Below are 22,844 nucleotides of genomic sequence, written 5' to 3'. Positions count from 1 at the left end.
CTGCACATGACCGTCAAATACCTTGTCGCCAGCCTGATCCTCGGCCTCAGCGGCGCTGCAAGTGCCACGCCAGAACTGCTGCGCCACGCCGATCTCGACCTGAAAACCGCACGCTGGCTGGCGGACAAGGCGATGAGCAGTTGCACCGGCACGGTGTCGGTGCTCGACCGTGGCGGCAACCTGCTGGTGACTCTGCGTGGTGACGGCGTTGGCCCGCACAACACCGCCGCCAGCCAACGCAAGGCCTACACCGCGCTGTCGACCAAGACGCCGACACGGCTGTTCGCCGAGCGCGCCCGCAGCAACCCGGAAACCGCCAACCTCAACACCCTCGATGAATTGCTCTTGCTCGGCGGCGGCATTCCGCTGTTCGCCGGCAGCGAACTGGTCGGCGCCATGGGCGTGGCCGGTTCCGGCGGCGGTGAGCAAGACGAAAACTGCGCCCGCGCCGCCGCCGACAAAGCCGGCCTGACCATCACCCGTTCCCACTAAGGAGATCCACCATGACCACCCTGCGCATGACCCTCGCCGCGCTCAGCCTGAGCGCTGTTTCCAGCCTGGTGCTGGCCGCCGGCAATCCGCTGAGCGTGCACGTGCTCAACCTGGAAAACGGCCTGCCGTCACCGGGCATCAACGTCACCCTGGAAAAACACGTCGGCGAAAACTGGCAGCCACTGGCCAAAGGCACCACCAACGAGCAAGGGCGGATCGCCGAGCTGTTCCCGGCCAAACAGCCATTCGAAGCCGGTGAATACCGCGTGGTGTTCAAGACCGGCGAGTACTACCAGAAGATCAAGCACGAGACGTTCTTCCCGGAAATTCCGGTGATCTTCCAGGTCAAGCAGACCGATCAGCACTACCACATCCCGCTGCTGCTGAGCCCGTACGGTTTCTCGACCTATCGCGGTTCGTAATCCAAACGCAGATCCTTCGTAGGAGTGAGCCTTTGTGGTGAGGGGATTTATCCCCGCTGGAGTGCGCAGCAGTGCCTTTTTCAGGGCCGCTTCGCGCCCCAGCGGGGATAAATCCCCTCGCCACAGGTGCCAGTTCCGACATTGGATCGGTTTCAGTTTTCAGATCGTGGCCAAGGCACGCAATCTCACCGCATCGAGAATTTCGATTTCGCCGTATGCGAGCCCGATAATCCCCTGCCCCTGCAGATCCTTGAGGATCTGATTGGTGGTCTGCCGCGACAGCGACAGCATCGCCGCCAGCTGCTCCTGCGGCAGTTGCAGCGTCCGGCGTGGTGCGTCGAGTTCGCCGTAGCCTTCGGCAATCATCAGCAGCCGATGGGCGAGACGCGCCGGGGCTGGCAGCAGGCTCAGCTGTTCGAGATTGATGAAGGCCAGGCGCAATTTGTGGCTCATCAACAGCGCCAGATGCCGCCAGTACTGCGGCTGTTCGTCGAGCAATTTGAGCAACGCCGCTTGCGGAACATTCAGCAAGGTGCACGACCCGACTGCATAGGCATCGTGAGTGCGAGGCTGGCCATCGAACAGGCAGATTTCGCCGAACCAGTGCGGCGCCTCCACCAGACTCAGCAAGGCCTCCTTGCCCTGCTCGCTCACCGCGCCAATGCGCACGGCGCCATCGAGCACTGCATACAGACCGCACGGCGCATCGCCACGCTGGAACAGTCGTTGTCCCGCCGTCAGCCGCCGCTCCCGAGCCAGCGCCAGCAGGCTATCCTGAAAAGATGCAGGCAAATGACTGAACCACTGGCCGCTGAGCAACCGTGCACGAATTTGCATAACCACTCCTGGAGTGTCGCCTGCCCGACAGAGCGAACGCGGATACCGAGGGATGATGCATTCAACCCCACTGGAGGAACAACAATGAAAAGCCTCGTCGACCACCTCAGTCAATACGCCGCCTACCACCGCGACCCGCGCAACATTGCCAGCCACTTTATCGGCATTCCGCTGATCGTGGTGGCGGTGGCTGTCCTGCTGTCACGGCCGCAGTGGGAGCTGGGCGGGCTGTGGATATCTCCAGCCGTTGTGGTGGCGCTGGCCTCGGCGTGGTTTTACCTGCGTCTGGAGTTGAAGCTTGGCGTGTTGATGACAGTACTGATGGGGCTGTCGGTGTGGGCCGGGCATGCACTGGCGCAGCAGAGCACCATGGTCTGGCTGAGCAGCGGCCTGGCGATGTTCGTGATCGGCTGGGTGATCCAGTTTGTCGGGCATCACTATGAAGGGCGCAAACCGGCGTTTGTCGATGATATGTCGGGGCTGATTGTCGGGCCGTTGTTTGTCGTGGCCGAGTTGGCGTTCATGGTCGGGATGCGGCAGGAATTGAAACAAGAGATCGAGTTGCGGGCGGGGATGGTGCGGGTCAATCCGAATCACGCTGCTGTCTAGATCGTATTCGCGAGCAGGCTCGCTCCCACATTTGGAATGAGTTTTCCCTGTGGGAGCGAGCCTGCTCGCGAAGCTTTTGCCTTTAAATATTGGCGACTTTCTGCCAGACCTTCGGCTTGAAGAACAGGGTTTCACCCTTGGCCAACCCGATCAGGCTGTCGTGGTCTTTCACCACTTCGGCCTCGATCAAATCCGTCTGCCCCTCAACCTTCAACGTCACCCGCGTGGTCGCGCCCAACGGCCGGATATCGCGCACTTCAGCGGCATGGTGATCTTCCAGCTCATGCTTGGACAACGACACTTCGTGCGGGCGGAACAGCACGTGGTTGTCGTCGCTCAACAGCAAGCGGTTCGAATCGCCGAGGAAGTGATAGACGAAATCGCTGGCCGGGTTTTCGTAGACGTCGCCCGGTGAGCCGATCTGCTCGATCACACCCTTGTTCATCACCACGATGCGGTCGGCGACTTCCATCGCTTCTTCCTGGTCGTGGGTCACGAACACCGAAGTCAGGTTGATGTCTTCGTGCAGCCGCGCCAGCCAGCGCCGCAGTTCCTTGCGCACCTTGGCATCGAGGGCGCCGAACGGTTCATCCAGCAGCAGCACTTTCGGCTCCACCGCCAGGGCACGGGCCAAAGCGATACGCTGACGCTGACCACCGGACAACTGCTCCGGGTAGCGATCCGACAGCCAGTCCAGTTGCACCATGTTCAGCAGTTCATGAACCTTGGTGGCGATCTGGCTTTCGCTCGGGCGCTGGTTTTTCGGTTTCATCCGCAGGCCGAACGCGACGTTGTCGAACACCGTCATGTGGCGGAACAAGGCGTAATGCTGGAAGACGAAACCGACGTTACGATCACGCACATCGTGGCCGGAAACGTCCTCGCCGTGAAAAACGATGTTGCCCTGATCCGGGGTTTCCAGACCGGCAATAATCCGCAGCAAGGTGGTTTTGCCGCAGCCCGACGGACCAAGCAGCGCGACCAGCTCACCGCTGTGGATATCCAGGCTGATGTTGTCCAGCGCCTTGAACGCGTTGAAATTCTTGCTGACGTTACGCACTTCGATCGACATGAATTATTCCTCCGCGGCGCTGGCGCGCAGGCGGTTGATACGGTTTTCGCTCCACTGCTTGAGCAGCAGGATGAAGAGCGCCAGGATCAGCAACAGGCTCGCCACGGCGAACGCGGCCACGTGGTTGTATTCGTTGTAGAGGATCTCGACGTGCAGCGGCAAGGTGTTGGTCACCCCGCGAATGTGCCCGGAAACCACCGACACCGCACCGAACTCGCCCATGGCCCGCGCGGTACACAGCACCACGCCATAAATCAGGCCCCACTTGATGTTCGGCACGGTGACGTGCCAGAACATCTGCCAGCCATTGGCACCGAGCAGGCGCGCGGCTTCCTCCTCTTGGGTGCCTTGTTCCTGCATCAGCGGAATCAGTTCACGGGCCACGAACGGCACGGTGACGAAAATCGTCGCCAGCACAATGCCCGGCAGGGCGAAGACGATCTGGATGTCGTGATCCTGCAGCCACGGCCCGAACAGGCCCTGCGCACCGAACATCAGCACGTAGACCAGACCGGCGATCACCGGCGACACCGAGAACGGCAGGTCGATCAGCGTCACCAGCATGCTCTTGCCACGAAACGAGTATTTGCTCACGCACCATGCCGCACTGACGCCGAATACCAGGTTCAGCGGCACCGAAATCAGCACCGCGAATACGGTGAGTTTCAGTGCCGAAAGCGCGTCCGGCTCAAAGATCGCGGTGAAGAACGCGCCGAGACCGTTTTTCAGACCTTGCGATACGACGATGAACAACGGCAGCAGCAGAAACAGGAAAAAAATCAGCCAGCCAAGACCGATCAGGACTCTGCGCGAAGTGGCGCTGCCACGGCGCGCAGCGTTGGCCGAAGAGGCGGCCGCAATGGACGATTGGGACATGTTCGCGCCTCCTTATGGGGTTTCGATGCGCCGCTGCAGCAAGTTGATCAGCAGCAACAGGATGAAGGAAACCACCAGCATCAATACGCCAATGGCGGTAGCGCCGGTGTAATCGTATTGGTCGAGTTTGACCATGATCAGCAGCGGCAGGATCTCGGTTTTCATCGGCATGTTGCCGGCAATGAAAATCACCGATCCGTACTCGCCGACGCCACGCGCGAACGCCAGGGCAAAACCGGTCAGCCAGGCGGGCAGCAGTGCCGGAACCAGAATGTGGCGAAATACCTGCCATGGCTTCGCACCCAGGCACGCCGCCGCTTCCTCGACTTCACGGGGAATATCGGCCAGCACCGGTTGCACCGTGCGCACCACGAACGGCAGCGTGACGAAGGTCAGCGCCAGGGTGATGCCCAGTGGGGTGTAGGCGATTTTGAAACCGAGATCGGCAGCGAACTGCCCGACCAGCCCGGCCGGCGCGTACAGCGCGGTCAGCGCGATACCGGCCACAGCGGTCGGCAGGGCGAACGGCAGATCGATCATCGCATCGATCACCTTGCGCCCGGGGAAGGTGTAGCGCACCAGCACCCAGGCCAGCAACGTGCCGATGATGCCGTTGATGATCGCCGCACACAGCGCGGTACCGAAGCTCAGCTTCAACGCCGCCAGCACCCGCGGTGCGGAGATGATCGTCCAGAACTGATCCCAGGTCAGCTGGGCGGCGTGGACGAACATCGCCGCCAGCGGGATAAGCACAATCAGGCTGAGGTACACCAAGGTGTAACCCAGCGTCAGCCCGAAGCCGGGTATGACGGGGGAGATACGACGCGACATAAAAGTCCCTGGTTGAAAACGCATCAATGTGGGAGCGAGCCCTGTGGTGAGGGGATTTATCCCCTCACCACAAAAGCTCAGTCCCACATGTCATGTGCCCAGACATCAGGCCGGTTGAAGGCGAGATTACTGCGCCTGATAAATCTGGTCGAACACGCCGCCGTCGTTGAAGAATTTCGGCTGCGCGGATTTCCAGCCGCCGAAGTCCTTGTCGATGGTCACCAGTTCCAGGTTCGGGAACTGCTGGGCGTACTTGGCCGCTACGTCCTTGTCACGTGGACGATAGAAGTTTTTCGCGGCGATTTCCTGACCGGCCGGGCTGTACAGATGCTTGAGGTAGGCTTCGGCGATCTGCGCGTTGCCCTTCTTCTCGGCATTCTTGTCGACCACCGCCACGGGCGGTTCGGCGAGGATCGACAGCGACGGCACGACGATGTCGAACTTGTCTGCGCCGCCATCTTCTTTCAGCGCCAGGAACGCTTCGTTTTCCCAGGCCAGCAACACGTCGCCCTGACCGTTGTTGACGAAGGTGATGGTCGAACCGCGGGCGCCAGTGTCGAGGATCGGCACGTGCTTGAACAGGGTTTGCACGTATTCCTTCGCCTTGGCTTCGTCACCACCGTTGGCTTTCAAGCCATAGGCCCACGCGGCGAGGAAGTTCCAGCGCGCGCCACCCGAGGTTTTCGGGTTTGGCGTGATCACCGAGACATCGTTCTTGACCAGATCGCCCCAGTCCTTGATGCCTTTCGGGTTGCCCTTGCGCACCAGGAACACGATGGTCGAGGTGTACGGCGTGCTCGCTTGCGGCAGACGCTTCTGCCAGTCGGCCGGCAGGCTCTTGCCGAGCTTGGCGATTTCATCGATGTCACCGGCCAGGGCCAGGGTCACCACGTCAGCACGCAGACCGTCGATCACCGCACGGCCCTGCTTGCCCGAGCCACCGTGGGACTGCTGGATTTTCACCGTGTCGCCGGCATGGTCCTTCTGCCAGAACTTGATGAATTCGGCGTTGTATTCCTGATACAGCTCCCGCGTCGGGTCATACGACACGTTGAGCAGCTCGTAATCCTTGGCAACGGCGGAACCGGCAAACACGGCACTGACCAGCGCGGCCAGAGCGTAACGGCGAATCGACGACATGGTGAAAGCTCCTGGAATTCTTGGTGATGGCTTTTTCTTATGTATTGCTGGAATCGGATCGCGTTGAAAGATCGCCGCCTTCGCCAGCTCCTGCACGCAGCCCCCTTTAGGAGCCGCCGAAGGCTGCGATCTTTTGATCTCAGCCCGGTTGCTTACCGGGTTGCTGCAAACGAAATTTCTCTTTGCGTTCGATCTGTACGACTTGCGCGTTGTGCACAGTGATCTCCACCGCGCCGAACCGCAGATCGCGCAGGGCACTCTGGATTTCACGCAAGATCGTGGCTTCGTCCTGACCGTCAACGCTGCGAAGGGATGCGCTCATGGTGCTGCTCCTTTGAAGGGGATTTGCCTGGCAGTGGGCGGCACTGCGTTCGGCGTGGGAGCAATATAAGAGAGGCACGGATATTCTTAAAAAGACTATTTAAGAATGTTTATATAACCAGAAAACAATATGAGAGAGGGCAAGGGGTTTGCGCTGATTTGAAATCGTCAAGAGAACTTGTGGCGAGGGGATTTATCCCCGTTGGACTGCGCAGCAGTCCCGTTTTTCTGGGGTCGCTTCGCGACCCAACGGGGATAAATCCCCTCGCCACAGGATCGGTGTTAGCCATATAGGCTTATTCAGCCAATCATTGGCGTTTTCGCCCAATCAAGCCGATCCGCAGACACCGGCCGCCCAAACCAGTAGCCCTGCCCCAGATCGCATTCCTGCGCCAACAGAAATGCCGCCTGCTCAGCCTGCTCGATCCCTTCGGCATGGACCTGCATGCCCATGCTGCGGGCCAGCGCGATGATCACCCGGACAATCGCCATGTCATCTTCATCCCACGGCAACCCGGCGACGAAGCCCTGATCGATCTTGAGTTTCTGCACCGGCAGGCGCTTGAGCCGCAGCAGCGACGAATAGCCAGTGCCGAAATCGTCAATAGCCAGACGCACACCCAGCTCGCGCAAGCGATGCATCTGTTCCAGCGCCACTTCGGGATCGTCCATCACCGCGCTTTCGGTGACTTCCAGTTCCAGATACGCCGGATCCAGCCCCGTGTCGTGCAGCACCTGCGCTACCTGCTGGTAAAGCTCACGTCGGGCAAACAGCCGCGAGGAGACATTCACCGCGACGAACGCCAGCACCACACCGCTCTGCTGCCATTGGCACATCTGTCGGCAAGCCTGCTGCATCACCCAGGCATCGATCTCGGCGATCAGCCCGGTGCGCTCGGCAATCGGAATGAATTCTGCCGGTGACACCAGACCGCGTTGCGGATGCTGCCAACGCACCAGTGCCTCGACGCCAACCAGACGGCTGCTTTGCAAGTCATGCACCGGTTGGTAGTAGACGCGCAGTTCCTCCTGCTCCAGTGCGCGGCGCAGTTCGAAGGCGATTTCGACCCGTTGCTGGGCATGGGCGGTCAGCTCTTCGGTATACAGCGCGTAGCCATTGCGCCCGCTGCTTTTGGCCTTGAACAGCGCGCTGTCGGCGTTGCGTAACAACTGCTCGGCGCTGAGGGCATCGCTGGGAAACAGGCTGATGCCGATGCTCGCGTTGATGAACAGTTGATTGCCATCTACCAGCACCGGCTCCTTCAAGGCGTCCAGAGTCCGTTGCGCCAGCGCGGCAGCCTGGGCCGGCTGTGGACAACTTTCCGCGAGCACCGCGAACTCGTCACCGCCGAGCCGCGCCAAGGTAATGCCGTGGCCGAACAGTTCCTGCAAACGCGTCGCCACCGCTTTAAGCAACCGATCGCCGACGTTATGCCCGAGGCTGTCGTTGATCATCTTGAAATGATCCAGATCGAGCATCAGCAGCGCGCAGCCACGCTTGTGCGTCTGCGCGGAAGACAATGCCTGTTCGGCGCGGTCGCTGAACAGCAGGCGATTGGGCAGATCGGTCAACGGATCGTGATGCGCCAGGTGTTTGAGCTCGGACTCGGAATCCTTGATCGCACTGATGTCGGAGAACACCGCCACGTAATGGCTGAGCCGGCCGGAATCATCGTGAATCACCCGGATGGTTTGCCACTGTGGATAAATCTCGCCAGTCTTGCGCCGGTTCCAGATCTCGCCGCTCCATTCACCTTCAGCCTCGAGGGTAGCGAACATCGCCTGATAGAAGCCCGGCGGATGATGGCCGGACTTGAACAGACTGGGCTGCTGGCCGATGACCTCGTCGCGCCGATAACCGGTGATCTCGATAAAGGCGCGATTGACGTGGACGATCAGGCCCCGGTGGTCGGTAACCAGCACCCCTTCGCGAGTGCAGTCGAACACGGCGGCCGCCTGACGCAGACGCTCACGGTCGGTGTGGCGCTCGCGCAAATGCGCGCCGATGCCGAGAAACCCGCACAGCCGCGCCCGTGCGAGGAAAATCAGCGCGGCGCTGATCGTCGCCAGCAGATAACCGTTGATCAGTTGCCAATGGGTCAGCTCACGGGAGTCATCGAAGAATCTGCTTAATAAATGATCAGAAACTTGCAGCCACAGGGCGGCCAGTACGAGGTAGAGCAGCGCTGCACGCAAGGCATCGCGGTAAGTCGCAGACATTCGGTCGTCCATGTCCCTACAAAAAGGTTGGAATTATAGGTGAAGAAACATTCAGCGACTTCTTATCTGAAAGGGCGACTGGTTTTATCTGTGTGCTTAGTGATAATGCAACGGCTGTTTTTATCTTTATCGAGGGCCCTATAGCCTATGTGGTACGAAGGTTTTCTTGGCTTGTCGGCCTGGTCACTGGTCGCGGTCACCCTGCTGATGACCCATGTGACGATTGTCGCCGTCACGGTCTATCTGCACCGTTACTCGGCCCACCGCTCGCTCGAGCTGAATGCGGGTCTGAAGCACTTTTTCCGTTTCTGGCTGTGGCTGACCACGGCGCAGAACACCCGCGAGTGGACTGCCATCCACCGCAAACACCACGCCAAATGCGAAACCGAGGATGACCCGCACAGCCCGGTCATCAAGGGTCTGTCCACCGTACTGCGCACCGGCGCCGAGCTGTACCGCAGCGAAGCGCAGAACCCGGAAACCCTGCGCATCTACGGCAAGAACTGCCCGGAAGACTGGGTCGAACGCAACGTCTACAGTCGCTATCCGCTGCTGGGCGTGGCGATCATGGGCGTGATCGACCTGCTGCTGTTCGGCACCATCGGTATCACCATCTGGGCAATCCAGATGATGTGGATTCCGGTGTGGGCCGCTGGGGTGATCAACGGTCTGGGCCATGCCGTCGGCTATCGCAATTTCGAATGCCGTGACGCAGCGACCAATCTGGTGCCGTGGGGCATCCTGATCGGCGGCGAAGAGCTGCACAACAACCATCACACCTACCCCAACTCGGCCAAGCTGTCGGTGAAGAAGTGGGAATTCGACCTCGGCTGGGCGTGGATCAAGGTCTTCTGCTTCCTGCGCCTGGCCAAGGTGCAGCGGGTCGCACCGATTGCCCACCGCGTCGAAGGCAAGGGCAGCCTGGACATGGACACCGCCATGGCGATCCTCAACAACCGCTTCCAGATCATGGCCCAGTACCGCAAATTGGTGATCGGCCCGCTGGTCAAGCAAGAACTGGCCAAGGTCGACCATTCGGTGCGTCACCAGTTCCACCGGGCCAAACGCCTGCTGTCGCGGGAAACCAGCCTGCTGGAAGACCGTCATCACTTGCGCATCCAGACCATGCTCGAACACAGCCATGCGTTGAAAGTGATCTACGAGAAGCGCCTGGCTTTGCAGCAGATCTGGGTCAAGACCAGTTCCAATGGTCACGACATGCTGGCCGCCATCAAGGAATGGATTCACGAGGCCGAGGCCAGTGGCATCCAGTCGTTGCGGGATTTTGCTGATCAACTGAAAACCTACTCGCTGCGTCCTGCGACTGCCTGACCGGCAACGAGGCCGTGATCTCAACGATCGCAGCCTCATTGCACTCGTCAGCTCCACCCCCGCCACCGCCCGGCGGGACTCGGTAATGGCCGGGAACTTCGCCGAAAATCACCTATCTCAATGACACTTCGCCATCCCGGCGGGCTGTCCTGTGGCCGTTGTCGACATTGCGGCGCGCCCTTTGAGATTTGTGCCGATGGTCAACAACAACCAGAAAGACACATCCTTCACCCACTGGCCCGAGGCCGCGCAAACGCTGATGGCGCTGATGCACGCGCAAGGCGAAGTCGCGCGCCTGAGCGAGCGCGAACAATTGATCAGTTCGCTGCTGGTCAGCGTCAACGCCGTGCTCTGGGCTTTCAACTGGGAAACCCGACAGGTGTTGTACGTCAGTCCGGCCTATGAACGGATCTTCGGCCGTTCCGCCGCGCTTGTGCTGGCTGACTACAACCAGTGGCGTGACAGCATTTATCCCGATGATCTGGAGTATGCCGAACAAAGCCTTGCCGAAGTCCTGCACCGAGGTGCGGTGGAAGATCGCGAGTACCGCATCATTGCCGCCGACGGCCAGGTGCGCTGGCTCAGCGACAAATGCTTTATCAATCGCCAGGACGAGCCCGGGCAGCCGGTGATCATCGTCGGCATCGCCGAAGACATCACCGACAAAAAACACATGGAAACCGAGCTGCAACGCTTGGCCACCACCGATGTGCTGACGCAAAGCAGCAACCGCCGCCACTTCTTCGAATGTGCCCACCGCGAGTTCGCTGAGGCCCGCCGCCAAGGCACACCGCTGGCCTTCCTGCTGCTGGACATCGACGATTTCAAAGTGATCAACGACAGCTACGGCCACCCCGAGGGCGACAACGTGCTGCAACGGATCGCCGAATGCGGGCGCGGCTCATTGCGCCGTGGCGATCTGTTCGGGCGGATTGGTGGTGAGGAGTTCGCTGCGGTGTTTCCCGGCTGTGCGCCGGAGATGGCCGTGCAAGTGGCAGAGCGACTGCAGCAGGAGATCCAGCGACTGCGCTTCAACCACAACGGGCAAGCATTCAGCATCACCGTGAGCCAGGGCCTGACCAACCTCACCGACGAAGACAAGAGCCTGGACAGCCTGTTCGCCCGCGCGGATGCGGCGATGTACGAGGCGAAACGGCAGGGCAAGAACCGGATTATTGCGGCCTGATCCGTATTTTGTGGCTGCCGCAATTCCTGTGGGAGCGGGCTTGCCCGCGATGAGGCCCGCACTTTCAACAAAAATGTTGCCTGCGCTGGCGCCTTCGCGGTCAAGCCGGCTCCCACAGTGATTGTCGTGTTCTGATTTACTTGCGCATCCGCAGCAACTCCGGCAGCCCGATCTTGAGCAACCGCGCCGTCCGGCTCTTCGCCAGTTCCTCTACGCCTTCATGCTCGGTCAGCCGCGCCATCTGCGCCGCCATGTGCATCACCAGCGCCTCGCGACTGTAAACGCCACCACCGAGCTGGTAGGCCGAAGCAATCAACTCGCGCAACTCCAGCGGCAGGCGCCAGCGAGTGCGCAACGCCGAGCCATAAGACGCGCCAAATTTTTCCAGCGCTTCACCGACCTCCTCCAGCTCGTCCAGCTCGCCGCCGGCTTGTTGCCACTCCTGCAAGCAGCGCAGCAGCGCCAGATCGCCGAGCCGATGCAGCATGCCCGCGCAATAGCAGCGCTCCTGATCCAGATCGAGCAGGCGCGCCAGCGTACGGGCGTATTCCGCAGTGTGCAGGGACAGTCCCCAATAGCGCTCGGCGTAATCCGCCAGGCATGGATCGCTGAGCCGCGCGCTGCGTTTTAGCGCCAGGCCGAGAATCAGGTTCATGCTCTGCCCGGTGCCGAGTCGGTGCAGCGCCTGGGCCAGGGTTTGCACCGGCGCGCCGTAGTGTTGCGCGGCACTGTTGGCGGCTGCGATCAGCACGGCGGTAATCTGCGGATCGGTGCGGACCTCTTCCTCCAGCAACTTGAGGTCCAGCCCTTCGGGATTGAGGCTACGCTTGACCGCCACTTGCACGTCGGTCATCAACGGCGCGCCATCGGCCTGCTCGCGACGCCGCTCAAGGAACACCGAGAGCGTCATGCCCGGCGCCAGTGCCGGCACTTCGCAAACCACCGCTTCGCCAGCGTTGAGCAGCAACCCCTGCAAGCGCTCGGTCAGGTCTTCCATATTCAACGGCTTGGTCAGGTACGCCGTCGGCGCCAGCGGAATCGCTTCGCGCACACTGGCGCTGTCGTTGCGGCTGCTCGTCAGAATGAACGGCAGCGGCGGATTGCGTTTGCGCTGCCGGACGCTGCGCAGCACTTGTAATCCATCGATGCCGGGCAGCTCCCAATCGACGATGGCCAAGTCATAGGGCACCTCGCTGAGCAACGACATTGCCTGCTGGCCATCGGCACACAAATCCAGACGCGCATCGCAGCGCACATTGAGTAGCACTTGTTTGAGCAGGTCACGGGACCAGGGATCGGCCTCGGCAATCAACACCCGAGGTACGGCGGGTAAATCAACGGCAGTCATGCGCGCTCTCCTTGCAATGTCTGAACCTTAGCCAATGCTGGCGATTCGATACAGCGCAAACAGGTCCGATGTGTTTCAAGGGACGAAAAAAACCCGCCGAAGCGGGTTTTTGTCGAGCTAGTCACACCAACGGATCAGAGCTCAGAGAAGCACTCTTCGATGATCGCCAGACCTTTGTCCAGTTGCTCATCGGGCGAAGTCAGCGGAACCAGCACGCGCAGCACGTTACCGTAAGTGCCGCAGGACAGCAGGATCAGGCCCTTGTCACGCGCCTTGGCCACCACAGCGGCCACGGCAGTCGGGTTCGGCTTGTGGCTGTCGCCGTTTTCGAACAGCTCGACCGCGATCATTGCGCCCAGCGCACGCACTTCACCGATCACCGGGTACTTGGCCTGAATCGCCTTCAGGCCAGTGACCAGACGCTCACCGACAGCCTTGCAACGGTCCAGCAGTTGCTCTTCTTCAAACACTTCCATCACGGCCAGTGCAGCGGCGCAAGCGATCGGGCTACCGGCATAGGTGCCGCCCAGGCCGCCCGGCGCAATGGCGTCCATGTACTCGGCCTTGCCGCACACGCCGGCCAGCGGGAAGCCGCCAGCGATGGACTTGGCGAATGTGGTGAGGTCGGCGGCAACGCCCATCTGTTCCATAGCGAAGAAGGTGCCGGTACGGCCAGCGCCGGTCTGCACTTCGTCAGCGATCAGCAGGATACCGTGCTGGTCGCACAAAGCGCGCAGACGCTTCATGAATTCCTTCGGCGCGACGTAGAAACCACCTTCGCCCTGCACTGGCTCGATGATGATCGCAGCGATGTCTTTCGGCTCGGCGTCGTTCTTGAAGATGCGTTCGATGGAAGCGATCGAATCGTCGATGCTCACGCCGTGCAGTTCGTTCGGGTACAGCGCGCGGAAGATGCCGCCTGGCATCAGGCCCATGCCCGCCGAGTACGGCACGACTTTACCGGTCAGGCCCAGGGTCATCATGGTGCGACCGTGGTAAGCGCCGGTGAAAGCGATCACGCCAGCGCGGCCAGTGGCGGCACGGGCGATCTTCACGGCGTTTTCCACCGCTTCGGAACCGGTGGTGACCAGCAGGGTTTTCTTGGCGAAATCACCCGGCACCTTGGCGTTGATTTTTTCGCACAGCTCAACGTACGGTTCGTAGGCCAGCACCTGGAAGCAGGTGTGGGTCAGCTTATTCAGCTGTTCAGTCACGGCGGCGATGATTTTCGGGTGTACGTGGCCGGTGTTCAGTACAGCGATACCGCCAGCGAAGTCGATGAACTCACGACCTTCAACGTCGGTCACTGTGGCGTTCTTTGCCGACTCGGCGAAGATCGGGTGAATCTGGCCAACACCACGTGGAACAGCTGCGGTACGACGGGCCATCAGTTCAGCGTTAGTCTTGCTCATTACAGTCCTCATTCGCCGCTCATCGGGCGGCGTGGTTCAAGGATGAAGCGGGAGGAATCGGCGGTGGCAGCATGCGATGATCGACTGCCACGGCGTTCCCGGCCGCAGAGAAAATTCCTGTTTGAAACCACGCAAAGGGACAGCGCTCTCGTGCCCTTTGCGTTTGCAGCGATCCCTTTCCCGGCTTAGATGCCCAGGCAGAGGTATTTGATTTCCAGGTAATCTTCGATGCCGTATTTGGAGCCTTCACGGCCCAGCCCCGAAGCCTTGATGCCGCCGAATGGCGCGACTTCGTTGGAGATCAGCCCGGTGTTGACGCCGACCATGCCGTATTCCAGCGCTTCGGCGACACGGAACACACGGCCCAGGTCACGTGCGTAGAAGTACGAGGCCAGACCGAATTCGGTGTCGTTGGACATGGCGATCACTTCGGCTTCGTCTTTGAAGCGGAACAGCGGCGCCAGCGGACCGAAGGTTTCTTCCTTGGCCACGGCCGCGTTTTTCGGCACGTTGGTGAGAATGGTCGGCTCGAAGAAGTTGCCTTCCATCGCCTTGCCGCCCGCCAATACGGTGGCGCCTTTGCTCACGGCGTCAGCGATGTGTTCCTGAACCTTGGCCACGGCTTTTTCGTCGATCAGCGGGCCGGTGGTGGTGCCGTCTTCCAGACCGTTGCCGATCTTCAGTTTGGCCACAGCTACTTTCAGCTTCTCGGCGAACGCATCGTAGACCGCGTCCTGAATGTACAGACGGTTGGCGCAGACGCAGGTCTGACCGTTGTTGCGGTATTTGGAGATGATCGCGCCTTCGACGGCCTTATCCAGATCGGCGTCGTCGAACACGATGAACGGCGCGTTGCCGCCCAGTTCCAGCGAGACTTTCTTGATGTCCTTGGCGCATTCGGCCATCAACTGGCGACCGATTTCGGTCGAGCCGGTGAAGGACAGTTTGCGCACGATCGGGTTGCTGGTCAGCTCGCTGCCGATGTCGCCAGCGCTGCCGGAGACCACGCTGAACACGCCCGCAGGAATGCCCGCGCGCTGAGCCAGTTCGGCCAGGGCGAAAGCGGAAAACGGAGTTTGCGATGCCGGCTTGAGCACCATGGTGCAACCAGCGGCCAGCGCCGGGCCGGCCTTGCGAGTGATCATTGCTGCCGGGAAGTTCCACGGAGTGATCGCAGCGGTGACGCCGATCGGCTGCTTGATCACGATCAGGCGCTTGTCCGGCTGGTGGCCTGGAATCACGTCACCGTAGATGCGTTTGGCTTCCTCGGCGAACCACTCGATGAACGATGCGGCGTAAACGATTTCGCCCTTGGCTTCGGCCAGCGGCTTGCCTTGCTCGAGGGTCATCAGGCGCGCGAGGTCGTCCTGGTTCTCGATCATCAGTTCGAACCAGCGACGCAGCTTGCCGGCACGCTCTTTGGCGGTCAGTGCACGCCAGGCCGGCAGCGCCTTGTCGGCGGCCTCGATGGCACGGCGGGTTTCAGCGGCGCCCATCTTCGGCACGGTGCCGAGGATTTCGCCGGTTGCCGGGTTGTTGACCTTGATCGTCTGACCGTTGTCGGCATCGACCCAAGCGCCATCGATGAAGGCTTGCTGGCGGAACAACTGGGTGTCTTTAAGCTGCATGTCGGCTTTCCTTAACAGCACCGCGGCCTGCGCGGAGCAAATTATGATTGTAGAAAGGCGCCTCGCAAGGCTGCCGTCAGGGAAATCAGTGAGCGGATTGTGGCGCATCAACAGTGCACGACCGGGCGCACCTGCGCTGCAACATCCCGCCAAAGAGCGTTTGAAATCTCAAACGGATCGTAGGTTCAAAGGGGGTAAAGGACAATAGGTCGTTCGAAAAAAAGAACAAAAATGCCGCTTTTCAGATCAACGCACACAATACCCATGCCGCAGGAAAAACCTTAGATCAACCCCGACGAAGCGCCAAGCGAGGGTTTTGCAGGACGTTACCGCTTTAAGGAATGCAGCGATTTTGCGCCGACACGCACACTGACAAAACCCGCCAAACCCGGCATGGACGCCCCGAGCCGACCTAGGTATGATGTCGCCCGCTGCACCAGTAGCTCAGCTGGATAGAGTACTGCCCTCCGAAGGCAGGGGTCGTGGGTTCGAATCCCGCCTGGTGCACCATGAATCAAACGAGAAAGCCCCGGACTGTGATGGTCCGGGGCTTTTTTGTGGGCGATGGCAAGATCGCTGGAACGCCGTCACTCCGTCGTCCAGTCAAACTCGTCATATTCATCGTCGTCATCCCCCTCCTCCTCAGCCTCGTCAAATACCTCGTCTTCTTCAACGAGGTCTTCTTCCGGCTGATTCAGCAGAAACTCCTTACGTGTCTCGGTTACTGCACGCCGCATTTGTTCGCCCTTTTCCGGGCAGTTGAGTAGCTGGGCGATGCGGTCGATTTTTGCTGCCACGGTGTCCTCCAGCGCATTGGCAATGGCTCGATAGTGCGCGTTTTCGCGGGGCAATGCCAAATGGCTGGGGATTCAGGGCAATCAGCCGCCCGGGAGCGGCCGAACCTCAGCGGTGATAACGCCGCACCGCGCTGCTGTTACGCAGCACGTGGCCTTTGATTTTTTCCATCAGCTCGGCGCGGGTCAGGCCGGCAGGCAGGGCGTCCGGAGCGAGGTCGAGGGCGTAGATCTGGATGATGTAGTGGTGCGCGCTGTCGCCCACTGGCGGGCATGGCCCCATGTAATGGGTGTTGCCTTTGCTGTTGGTGCCGCCGACGCCTTCGAGGGCGGATTTGGCACCGACGCCGGCCGCGATCTGGTGGGTGGTGGGTTTGATGCCGTAGTGAATCCAGTGATCGACGCCCAAGCCTTTCTGGCCATCCGGGTCGTGCATGACGATGGCGTAGCTCTGGGTACCGGCCGGGCCGGCGTTCCAGCTCAGCGCCGGCGACTGGTTCTTGCCGCCGCAGCCGGGTGCGTCACTTGCCGCTGCCGAGGTGAACAGACGGTTATCCGACACGCCGGGGATGCTCAGGGTGAAGCGCTCCTGGGCCTGTGCCGGGAACTGCACGCAAAGGGTCACGGCGATGGCCGCCAGCCATGGGTTGAGAGAGGTCAATCGGGTCATTCCGGGAGCACCTTGTGCAGTGAGGCCGTCGTCGGCCCGCAAACTATAGCCGTACCGTTCGTGCCTTGGCAGTAGCAAATGGCTGAACCTCGCGCGGCGCCGCCAACTCACAAGAGAAATGCCTGCGAGGAACCCGAAAATGTCCCTGCACCGTGTCGCCCGTTTCGCCGATGTCCCGCAAGACCGTGGCCTGCAAGTCGAAATCGGCGACTGCAAGATCGTCCTGCTGCGTGCCAACGGCGAGTTGCGAGCGTTTCAGGGCCTGTGTCCACACGCCGGTGCGCCACTGGCCGAGGGTGCGTTGTGTCACGGAAGGTTGATTTGCCCTTGGCACAAAGCCGCGTACCGCGCCGAGGACGGTGGCCTGTGCGAGCCGCCGTCGCTGGACAGTCTCAAGCGCTATCCGCTGGAGTTGCGCGGCGATGAAGTGTGGGTCGATGACCAGCCGTTGCCCGATCCGCACACCCCGCCCGCTGACGACCCAAGAACGTTCGTGGTGGTCGGCGCCGGGGCGGCGGGTACGGCTTGCGCGGCGGCCCTGCGGGAGAAAGGTTTTGGCGGGCGCATCGTGCTGGTCGATGGCGAACCGGGTGCCGGATACGACCGCACGGTGTTGAGCAAATTTGTCCTCGCCGGAGAAATGTCGCCCAAAGATGTCCCGCCGCTGCGCGATGAGGCGTTCTATCAAGCGCAACGGATTGAACGTGTGCAAGGCGAAGTGACTTCACTCGACGCCCCAGGCAAAGCACTCCATCTGAACAACGGCGGCATCCTGCGCTACGACGCCGCTGTACTCGCCACCGGTGGCGCGCCCAATCCGTTGAAGCTGCCTGGTGCCGAGTTGGCCAACGTCTTCGTCCTGCGTTCGAAAGCCCAAGCTGAACAGATCATCGACGCCGCTCAACCGGGCCAGCGCGCGGTCATCATCGGCGACAGTTTTATTGCTCTCGAATGCGCGTCAGCCCTGCGCGAGTTCGGCCTGGACGTCACCGTGCTGGCACGCCATGCAATCCCGTTCGCCAAGCAGTTCGGCGAAGCGGTGGGCAAAGCGATTCGCGGGTTGCACGAAGAGCACGGGGTGAAGTTCATCAGCGAACACGAGGCTACGCAGATCCTTGGCGAGGACAAGGTCGAGGGCGTGCTGCTCGACAACGGTCTGCGCTTGGCAGCGGATCTGGTTCTCGCCGGCGTCGGCGTTCACCCGGCCACTGAACCTTTCGAATCATTGCCCAAGGAAGAAGACCAATCGTTGCGTGTCGACGACGGCATGCGCGTGAGCGATGGTTTATGGGCCATCGGTGATATCGCCACGTTTCCGCTGAGCGGCCAGCCAACTCGCATCGAGCATTGGCGCCTGGCCCAGCAACACGCGCGGATCGCCGCCAGCAACATGCTGGGTGACGAGGAGCATTATCTGGATGTGCCGTTTTTCTGGACGTACCACTTCGGCAAGAACTACGACTATCTCGGTCACGCTGCAGAATGGGACGAGGTCGAGTTCAACGGGGAGCCGGAACAGCCGCCATTCATTGGCCTGTTCGCAAAAGACGGCATCGTTGTTGCGGCGGTGGCCTGCGACAAGCAACGCGCGATGGCGCTGCTGGCCGAGCGGATGAAGCAACCTCTGCGGATCAAAGAGGCCTGGACGCTGATTCAGGCCTGACACCGGTCCTGTAGGAGCTGACGAGTGCAACGAGGCTGCGATCTCTTGATCTTGTTTTTACATAAGCAAAATCAAAAGATCGCAGCCTTCGGCAGCTCCTACAGTGGAGGTCACGTCAGCCGGTTCACCGGCTCGCGATTGTCATCTTCATCGGCATGCAGAAAGATCACCCGCTGTTGCCCCAGCGGCGCGGGCAAGGCCTGCTGCTGTAACGGCCAGAAATGCGTTTCCACATGGCTGATGTCGCCGTCCTGATCGTTATGAATGGTCATCACCCCCGGCGTGCGCAGTTTCTGGAAACGCTCGTCGCACAACTTGAAACTCTTGCTCAGACCTTCATCACCAATTACCGGCGACGGCAAACGGCGCTGGGCGAAGCTGCGGCTTTTGCGTTGCTGGTAACGCGCCCAACCGATCAGGATCACCGCGTTGACCAGCGCCACCCACATATAAACCTGCAAAGTGCCCAAGGCGTCGAATGCCGAATGATCGATGCGCGGGCCGCCGGTGGTTTCGATCAATGGCCATAACCCGCGTACCAGCAGGAACAGCAGGCCAACCCAGGCCAGGACAGTGAGGATCACGTCGATCACCACCAGAAAGGGCCGTTGGCGAGTGCGGATAATTTTCATTTGATGACTTCCTCCTGGTCGTCGCCCAGCGGTTTGATACCCCGATCAGGACTGACCCAGCGCGCGCGTTTTTTGTGTTGGCTGAACAACACCTTGGGGAAACTGACCAGGGTGGTCAGCAGACTGACGAGCCAGAACACCAACGGATACCAGACCACCCAGAACATGGTCTTGCCCAGACCCGGTTCATAGCGCCGATCGATGATGATGCTGACAGCGAACTGCACCAGGCAGACGAACGCCAGCAACAGACCGGTGAAGGCCGGCGGCATCAGGTGATCGACGGCGATCGCGTCGGGCATGACCATGAACTTGCCCATGCCCCAGAAAATCACCGACAGCAGGAAAGTGAACGCCCAACCGGTGGACAGGCAGTACTCGAACAGCAGCGGCCACAGGTAGCGATGGCGGTACTGCCAGATGCCCCGAATGTTCTTGAACAGCACTTCGGCGCCACCCTGAGCCCAGCGCAGACGCTGCTTCCACAGGCCACCGAGGGTTTCCGGCATGAGGATCCAGCACAGGGCGCGCGGTTCGTAGAAGATGCTCCAGTGATCGAGTTGCAGCTTCCAGCTGATGTCGATGTCTTCGGTGATCATGTCCGGGCTCCAGTAGCCGACCCGGTTCAGCGCAGTACGGCGGAACGCGACGATCACGCCGGAGACGGTAAAGATGCGCCCGAACACCCGTTGCGTGCGTTTGATCAGACCGATGATCGAAGAGAACTCGCCGACCTGCACCCGCCCGATCAAGGTCGAACGCGTGCGGATGCGCGGGTTGCCGGTCACTGCGCCAAGACGTGCGTTATCCAGCATCGGCGCGACCAGGTAAGCCGCAGTGTTTGGGGCCAGCAAGGCGTCGCCGTCGATGCACACCAGATACTCGCTGCGCGCAGCGATCGCGCCCATGCGCAGGGCTACAGCCTTGCCCTGGTTTTCCGCCAGATGCAGAACCCGCAGTCGCGGATCTTCCTTGGCCAGCGCATCAAGCACAGCAGCAGTGTTGTCCTTGGAGCCGTCGTTGATCGCGATGACTTCGATGTTCGGGTAGTGCTGGGCCAGCGCCGCGTGGATGGTATCGGCAGCGTTATCACCTTCGTTGTAGCAAGGAATCAGGATCGAAATCAGCGGTTCGCCTTCCAGCGGCGGCGGCAGCGTGTCGTCCTGCCATGGCCAGTGGCGCTCCCAGTGCAGCCAGAAATACAGGCCGCCGGCGATCCACAACCCGGACATGAACAGTGGGTAGAAGAACACGAACGACATCAGGAACTGGCCGGTCACGAGGAAGATCAGCCCCAGCGGCACGCCAAGGACAATCGCCAGAACAAGCAGGGCTAACAGTCTATCCAGCATGTTATGGATTCCATTTGTTGGAGAGTGCAGGCCTTACGGTTTTCAGGTCTGGCAGGTTGTCGAGGAAGTTGTCCGGGTAGTAACCGAAACTGGTCGCGCCCTGACGCTTGAGCCGGCCCATCCAGTCCGCCAGATGCACGGCGTCGATATCGGCCTGATCCTTCTGGTTCCAGTCACGCGCCTGCAATTCGAACACGGTGCGGTTGAGCGCGCCGGGGCGTTTCTTCACTGTGGCGACCAGTTCTTCCAGCCACGGGCCGGACTCGGCCAGCGTCTGTTTTTCCATCAACGGCATGGCCATTGGCGCCGTCCAGTCGTAGGTGGCGAGGAAGTCATCGAGGTTCTGCGCGAACCACGCTTCGCTCTCTGGATTGAGCATCGGTTCGGCGAAGATGTTGCGCGCGGTCAGCACTTGCGGGCCGCGAATCGCACGGACCTTGGCGGTCAGTTCGTTGGTGAAGTCGATCAGGTAGCGGCTCTTGAAACGCGTCCAGCGTTGCATCGCCGCCGGATCGTCGCGCAGCGCAGCAATCGAACCCGGCAGACCTTGAGCGGCATAGGCCTTCAGGGCATCCGGGCTGGCGTCCTCGAAATCCGAGAGCACCGCATCGTCGTGGTAGAGAATGCCGTCGACCGAGGTCAGCCGCGCCACGTCTTCATAGATTTCACCGATGATCTTGCGCACTTCCGGATTGAACGGTGACAGGCGTTTGTACTGCTTCGGATCGACCGAGGTGATGGCGGTTTTCGGGTCCCAGCGGGTTACACGCGGCAGCTTCGAATCCAGTTCGAAACTCAGCACCGGCATCCACGCAAAGACCTTCACGTGGGCACGGGTGCGCAGTTGCCAGGCGACGCGGTCGAACAGGTCCGCGCGCATCGGCAAGTGACGGTTGGGGAAGTACAGCGAATGCACCAGACCATCGCCCTTGGGGTCGGCGAAGGCTTGCAGAAACACCGTGCTGGCGCCCAGGTCAGCCATGCGCTGCACCAGTTTGCCGAGGTTGATGTCCTGCTGGGCCGGGTCCGGGTCGTAGACGTTGTCGAGATCGACATGCACCACGCGCATCGGCGCTTCGGCCTGCACCGAGACGATGCTGTTGGCGAAATGCTCGCCATCAGGATCGGACGCGACGAGAAAGCGCGGCCCGCTCATCAGGTTATCGAGGGTGTCGAGGCCATCGTCCAGCGTCAGGGCCATTTCATAGCCCTCCTCACCGACCACGGTCAGCGAGGTACCGTCGGCGGTGCCGTACGGCCAGACCCAGACCCGTGGTTTGTAACCGGTGGCCTTGCGGATTTTCTCGGAAATGTTCTTCACGTCGGTACGAATGCGTGCCTGGAAATCGGCTTCGGATTCATAGCGCTTGGTCACCGGGTCATAACGCCGGGTCGCGGCGGCCGGTTGCAGGTTGCCCTGCGGGTTGCCAAGGATGCCTTTGTGGTTGGCATCGGTGTGAGCGGCGATCTCTACCAACCCGGACTTGGAAATTTCGCGGATCTGCTGCCAGGTCAGGAAGTTCTCACGGTTACGCGGCGTGCCGGCGAAATCCACCGGTTGATTGAGCGGCGTGTCGATCCAGGTGCCGACCGGCGCCAGCAAGGCTGGCCAGTTGTAGGCGCGCAGCACCGGCAGCACGCGGGTGTAGAAGCTGGCGTAACCGTCGTCGAAACTGAGCAGCACCGCTCTCGCCGGCAGCTCCGGGCCGCCCTTGCGTGCGGCCATGATCTGGTCGACGGTCACTGGTTTGTAGCCGTTCTCACGCAGCCAGGCGAGTTGCTCGATCATGCGCTCGGTGCGCACCGCCACCACGGCCTGATCGGGATCACGGTCTTCGACATCGTGGTAGGCAATGCCGAGCACATGGTTTTTTGGCCACGGTTGTTCACTGGCCGCGACCGGGCGCTCGGAGGGCGGCGCGAAGGCGGGGGCTTGCTGGGCGCAGGCGCTGACCAGCAGCGCTCCCAGCAGAAGGATGAAACGCGAGATAAAAGGCATCTTCAAAC

General features: G+C 60.9%; 21 protein-coding genes and 1 tRNA gene. 7 read left to right on the top strand and 15 right to left on the bottom strand.

Annotation, left to right across the window (positions count from 1 at the left end):
• Nucleotides 1-6 precede the first annotated feature (6 nt).
• Both ACZ9BE_RS25480 and uraH read left to right on the top strand, forming a co-directional pair.
• Nucleotides 7-492 (top strand): GlcG/HbpS family heme-binding protein, encoded by a 486-nt coding sequence (locus ACZ9BE_RS25480; protein ID WP_150637864.1) that lies wholly within the window; start codon nucleotides 7-9, stop codon nucleotides 490-492.
• Nucleotides 493-503: 11 nt separating this feature from the next.
• The gene (gene uraH / locus ACZ9BE_RS25475) at nucleotides 504-914 is read left to right on the top strand and encodes a hydroxyisourate hydrolase (RefSeq protein ID WP_476250069.1); all 411 of its coding nucleotides are present in this window, start codon (nucleotides 504-506) and stop codon (nucleotides 912-914) included.
• A 159-nt stretch (nucleotides 915-1,073) separates the two neighbouring features.
• Here uraH and ACZ9BE_RS25470 read toward each other — a convergent pair whose 3' ends face one another.
• Entirely contained in the window at nucleotides 1,074-1,751 is a 678-nt protein-coding gene (locus ACZ9BE_RS25470) for a Crp/Fnr family transcriptional regulator (RefSeq protein WP_041477437.1), read from the bottom strand.
• An 84-nt stretch (nucleotides 1,752-1,835) separates the two neighbouring features.
• Here ACZ9BE_RS25470 and ACZ9BE_RS25465 point away from each other — a divergent pair, with 84 nt between their 5' ends.
• Nucleotides 1,836-2,360, top strand: a complete 525-nt coding sequence (locus ACZ9BE_RS25465; RefSeq protein ID WP_476250068.1) for an Mpo1 family 2-hydroxy fatty acid dioxygenase — start codon at nucleotides 1,836-1,838, stop codon at nucleotides 2,358-2,360.
• A gap of 82 nt (nucleotides 2,361-2,442) precedes the next feature.
• On the opposite strand, the gene ACZ9BE_RS25460 is transcribed toward ACZ9BE_RS25465, so the two are convergent.
• The 6 genes from ACZ9BE_RS25460 to dibA all read right to left on the bottom strand — a co-directional run bounded on the left by ACZ9BE_RS25460 (nucleotide 2,443) and on the right by dibA (nucleotide 8,820).
• Nucleotides 2,443-3,432: a sulfate/molybdate ABC transporter ATP-binding protein gene (locus ACZ9BE_RS25460; protein ID WP_056786991.1), complete on the bottom strand. Its 990-nt coding sequence runs from the start codon at nucleotides 3,430-3,432 to the stop codon at nucleotides 2,443-2,445.
• Nucleotides 3,433-3,435: 3 nt separating this feature from the next.
• On the bottom strand, nucleotides 3,436-4,308 hold the full coding sequence (gene cysW, locus ACZ9BE_RS25455) for a sulfate ABC transporter permease subunit CysW (RefSeq protein WP_041477435.1): 873 nt from the start codon (nucleotides 4,306-4,308) through the stop codon (nucleotides 3,436-3,438).
• A gap of 12 nt (nucleotides 4,309-4,320) precedes the next feature.
• Nucleotides 4,321-5,139, bottom strand: a complete 819-nt coding sequence (gene cysT / locus ACZ9BE_RS25450; RefSeq protein ID WP_016772245.1) for a sulfate ABC transporter permease subunit CysT — start codon at nucleotides 5,137-5,139, stop codon at nucleotides 4,321-4,323.
• 126 nt (nucleotides 5,140-5,265) lie between these two features.
• On the bottom strand, nucleotides 5,266-6,279 hold the full coding sequence (locus ACZ9BE_RS25445; protein WP_476250067.1) for a sulfate ABC transporter substrate-binding protein: 1,014 nt from the start codon (nucleotides 6,277-6,279) through the stop codon (nucleotides 5,266-5,268).
• Nucleotides 6,280-6,418: 139 nt separating this feature from the next.
• Nucleotides 6,419-6,601: a sulfur starvation response protein OscA gene (gene oscA / locus ACZ9BE_RS25440; protein WP_041477433.1), complete on the bottom strand. Its 183-nt coding sequence runs from the start codon at nucleotides 6,599-6,601 to the stop codon at nucleotides 6,419-6,421.
• Nucleotides 6,602-6,900: 299 nt separating this feature from the next.
• Nucleotides 6,901-8,820 carry a phosphodiesterase DibA gene (gene dibA / locus ACZ9BE_RS25435; RefSeq protein ID WP_476250066.1) on the bottom strand — a complete coding sequence of 640 codons (1,920 nt, stop codon included), beginning with the start codon at nucleotides 8,818-8,820 and terminating at the stop codon, nucleotides 6,901-6,903.
• A gap of 147 nt (nucleotides 8,821-8,967) precedes the next feature.
• Between dibA and desA the strand changes: the two genes are divergently transcribed.
• Nucleotides 8,968-10,152 (top strand): delta-9 fatty acid desaturase DesA, encoded by a 1,185-nt coding sequence (gene desA, locus ACZ9BE_RS25430; protein ID WP_041477431.1) that lies wholly within the window; start codon nucleotides 8,968-8,970, stop codon nucleotides 10,150-10,152.
• Between the two features lie 196 nt (nucleotides 10,153-10,348).
• On the top strand, nucleotides 10,349-11,338 hold the full coding sequence (locus tag ACZ9BE_RS25425; RefSeq protein WP_476250155.1) for a GGDEF domain-containing protein: 990 nt from the start codon (nucleotides 10,349-10,351) through the stop codon (nucleotides 11,336-11,338).
• A gap of 136 nt (nucleotides 11,339-11,474) precedes the next feature.
• Here ACZ9BE_RS25425 and ACZ9BE_RS25420 read toward each other — a convergent pair whose 3' ends face one another.
• From ACZ9BE_RS25420 to gabD, 3 genes are all read right to left on the bottom strand, one after another.
• Entirely contained in the window at nucleotides 11,475-12,686 is a 1,212-nt protein-coding gene (locus ACZ9BE_RS25420) for an HDOD domain-containing protein (RefSeq protein WP_476250065.1), read from the bottom strand.
• A gap of 134 nt (nucleotides 12,687-12,820) precedes the next feature.
• A complete protein-coding gene (gabT, locus tag ACZ9BE_RS25415; RefSeq protein ID WP_003220503.1) occupies nucleotides 12,821-14,098 on the bottom strand; it encodes a 4-aminobutyrate--2-oxoglutarate transaminase in 1,278 nt (425 codons plus the stop codon).
• Between the two features lie 185 nt (nucleotides 14,099-14,283).
• Nucleotides 14,284-15,726, bottom strand: a complete 1,443-nt coding sequence (gene gabD / locus ACZ9BE_RS25410) for an NADP-dependent succinate-semialdehyde dehydrogenase (RefSeq protein ID WP_024011131.1) — start codon at nucleotides 15,724-15,726, stop codon at nucleotides 14,284-14,286.
• Between the two features lie 433 nt (nucleotides 15,727-16,159).
• On the opposite strand from gabD, the gene ACZ9BE_RS25405 reads away from it, so the two are divergent.
• Nucleotides 16,160-16,236 (top strand) — tRNA-Arg (locus tag ACZ9BE_RS25405).
• 77 nt (nucleotides 16,237-16,313) lie between these two features.
• Here ACZ9BE_RS25405 and ACZ9BE_RS25400 read toward each other — a convergent pair.
• Nucleotides 16,314-16,583: a hypothetical protein gene (locus ACZ9BE_RS25400; protein WP_016772252.1), complete on the bottom strand. Its 270-nt coding sequence runs from the start codon at nucleotides 16,581-16,583 to the stop codon at nucleotides 16,314-16,316.
• Nucleotides 16,584-16,629: 46 nt separating this feature from the next.
• Nucleotides 16,630-17,190, bottom strand: a complete 561-nt coding sequence (locus ACZ9BE_RS25395) for a YbhB/YbcL family Raf kinase inhibitor-like protein (RefSeq protein WP_016772253.1) — start codon at nucleotides 17,188-17,190, stop codon at nucleotides 16,630-16,632.
• Nucleotides 17,191-17,329: 139 nt separating this feature from the next.
• On the opposite strand from ACZ9BE_RS25395, the gene ACZ9BE_RS25390 reads away from it, so the two are divergent.
• Nucleotides 17,330-18,853 (top strand): FAD-dependent oxidoreductase, encoded by a 1,524-nt coding sequence (locus tag ACZ9BE_RS25390; protein WP_476250064.1) that lies wholly within the window; start codon nucleotides 17,330-17,332, stop codon nucleotides 18,851-18,853.
• Between the two features lie 110 nt (nucleotides 18,854-18,963).
• On the opposite strand, the gene pgaD is transcribed toward ACZ9BE_RS25390, so the two are convergent.
• Genes pgaD through pgaB form a run of 3 tightly spaced genes read right to left on the bottom strand, consistent with a single transcriptional unit; the run spans nucleotide 18,964 to nucleotide 22,836 of the window.
• Nucleotides 18,964-19,485 (bottom strand): poly-beta-1,6-N-acetyl-D-glucosamine biosynthesis protein PgaD, encoded by a 522-nt coding sequence (gene pgaD / locus ACZ9BE_RS25385; protein ID WP_095181140.1) that lies wholly within the window; start codon nucleotides 19,483-19,485, stop codon nucleotides 18,964-18,966.
• The gene (gene pgaC / locus ACZ9BE_RS25380) at nucleotides 19,482-20,837 is read right to left on the bottom strand and encodes a poly-beta-1,6-N-acetyl-D-glucosamine synthase (protein ID WP_460094396.1); all 1,356 of its coding nucleotides are present in this window, start codon (nucleotides 20,835-20,837) and stop codon (nucleotides 19,482-19,484) included. Before pgaC ends, pgaD begins: the two co-directional genes overlap by 4 nt.
• A 1-nt stretch (nucleotide 20,838) precedes the next feature.
• On the bottom strand, nucleotides 20,839-22,836 hold the full coding sequence (gene pgaB / locus ACZ9BE_RS25375) for a poly-beta-1,6-N-acetyl-D-glucosamine N-deacetylase PgaB (protein WP_476250063.1): 1,998 nt from the start codon (nucleotides 22,834-22,836) through the stop codon (nucleotides 20,839-20,841).
• Between the last annotated feature and the right edge of the window lie 8 nt (nucleotides 22,837-22,844).

Source organism: Pseudomonas sp. TE9122, from assembly GCF_056278925.1.
The sequence above is the reverse complement of the archived record's forward strand: the minus strand, read 5'-3'. Positions and strand labels throughout refer to the sequence as shown.

Bases quoted from the DNA above. Each gene is read 5' to 3' on its own strand.
- ACZ9BE_RS25445 (WP_476250067.1), bottom strand. From the start codon at position 6,279: ATGTCGTCGATTCGCCGTTACGCTCTGGCCGCGCTGGTCAGTGCCGTG.
- pgaC (WP_460094396.1), bottom strand. From the start codon at position 20,837: ATGCTGGATAGACTGTTAGCCCTGCTTGTTCTGGCGATTGTCCTTGGC.
- ACZ9BE_RS25420 (WP_476250065.1), bottom strand. From the start codon at position 12,686: ATGACTGCCGTTGATTTACCCGCCGTACCTCGGGTGTTGATTGCCGAG.
- ACZ9BE_RS25395 (WP_016772253.1), bottom strand. From the start codon at position 17,190: ATGACCCGATTGACCTCTCTCAACCCATGGCTGGCGGCCATCGCCGTG.
- ACZ9BE_RS25480 (WP_150637864.1), top strand. From the start codon at position 7: ATGACCGTCAAATACCTTGTCGCCAGCCTGATCCTCGGCCTCAGCGGC.
- pgaD (WP_095181140.1), bottom strand. From the start codon at position 19,485: ATGAAAATTATCCGCACTCGCCAACGGCCCTTTCTGGTGGTGATCGAC.
- gabT (WP_003220503.1), bottom strand. From the start codon at position 14,098: ATGAGCAAGACTAACGCTGAACTGATGGCCCGTCGTACCGCAGCTGTT.
- pgaB (WP_476250063.1), bottom strand. From the start codon at position 22,836: ATGCCTTTTATCTCGCGTTTCATCCTTCTGCTGGGAGCGCTGCTGGTC.
- ACZ9BE_RS25460 (WP_056786991.1), bottom strand. From the start codon at position 3,432: ATGTCGATCGAAGTGCGTAACGTCAGCAAGAATTTCAACGCGTTCAAG.
- uraH (WP_476250069.1), top strand. From the start codon at position 504: ATGACCACCCTGCGCATGACCCTCGCCGCGCTCAGCCTGAGCGCTGTT.
- ACZ9BE_RS25465 (WP_476250068.1), top strand. From the start codon at position 1,836: ATGAAAAGCCTCGTCGACCACCTCAGTCAATACGCCGCCTACCACCGC.
- gabD (WP_024011131.1), bottom strand. From the start codon at position 15,726: ATGCAGCTTAAAGACACCCAGTTGTTCCGCCAGCAAGCCTTCATCGAT.
- ACZ9BE_RS25470 (WP_041477437.1), bottom strand. From the start codon at position 1,751: ATGCAAATTCGTGCACGGTTGCTCAGCGGCCAGTGGTTCAGTCATTTG.
- oscA (WP_041477433.1), bottom strand. From the start codon at position 6,601: ATGAGCGCATCCCTTCGCAGCGTTGACGGTCAGGACGAAGCCACGATC.
- cysT (WP_016772245.1), bottom strand. From the start codon at position 5,139: ATGTCGCGTCGTATCTCCCCCGTCATACCCGGCTTCGGGCTGACGCTG.
- desA (WP_041477431.1), top strand. From the start codon at position 8,968: ATGTGGTACGAAGGTTTTCTTGGCTTGTCGGCCTGGTCACTGGTCGCG.
- ACZ9BE_RS25425 (WP_476250155.1), top strand. From the start codon at position 10,349: ATGGTCAACAACAACCAGAAAGACACATCCTTCACCCACTGGCCCGAG.
- ACZ9BE_RS25390 (WP_476250064.1), top strand. From the start codon at position 17,330: ATGTCCCTGCACCGTGTCGCCCGTTTCGCCGATGTCCCGCAAGACCGT.
- dibA (WP_476250066.1), bottom strand. From the start codon at position 8,820: ATGTCTGCGACTTACCGCGATGCCTTGCGTGCAGCGCTGCTCTACCTC.
- cysW (WP_041477435.1), bottom strand. From the start codon at position 4,308: ATGTCCCAATCGTCCATTGCGGCCGCCTCTTCGGCCAACGCTGCGCGC.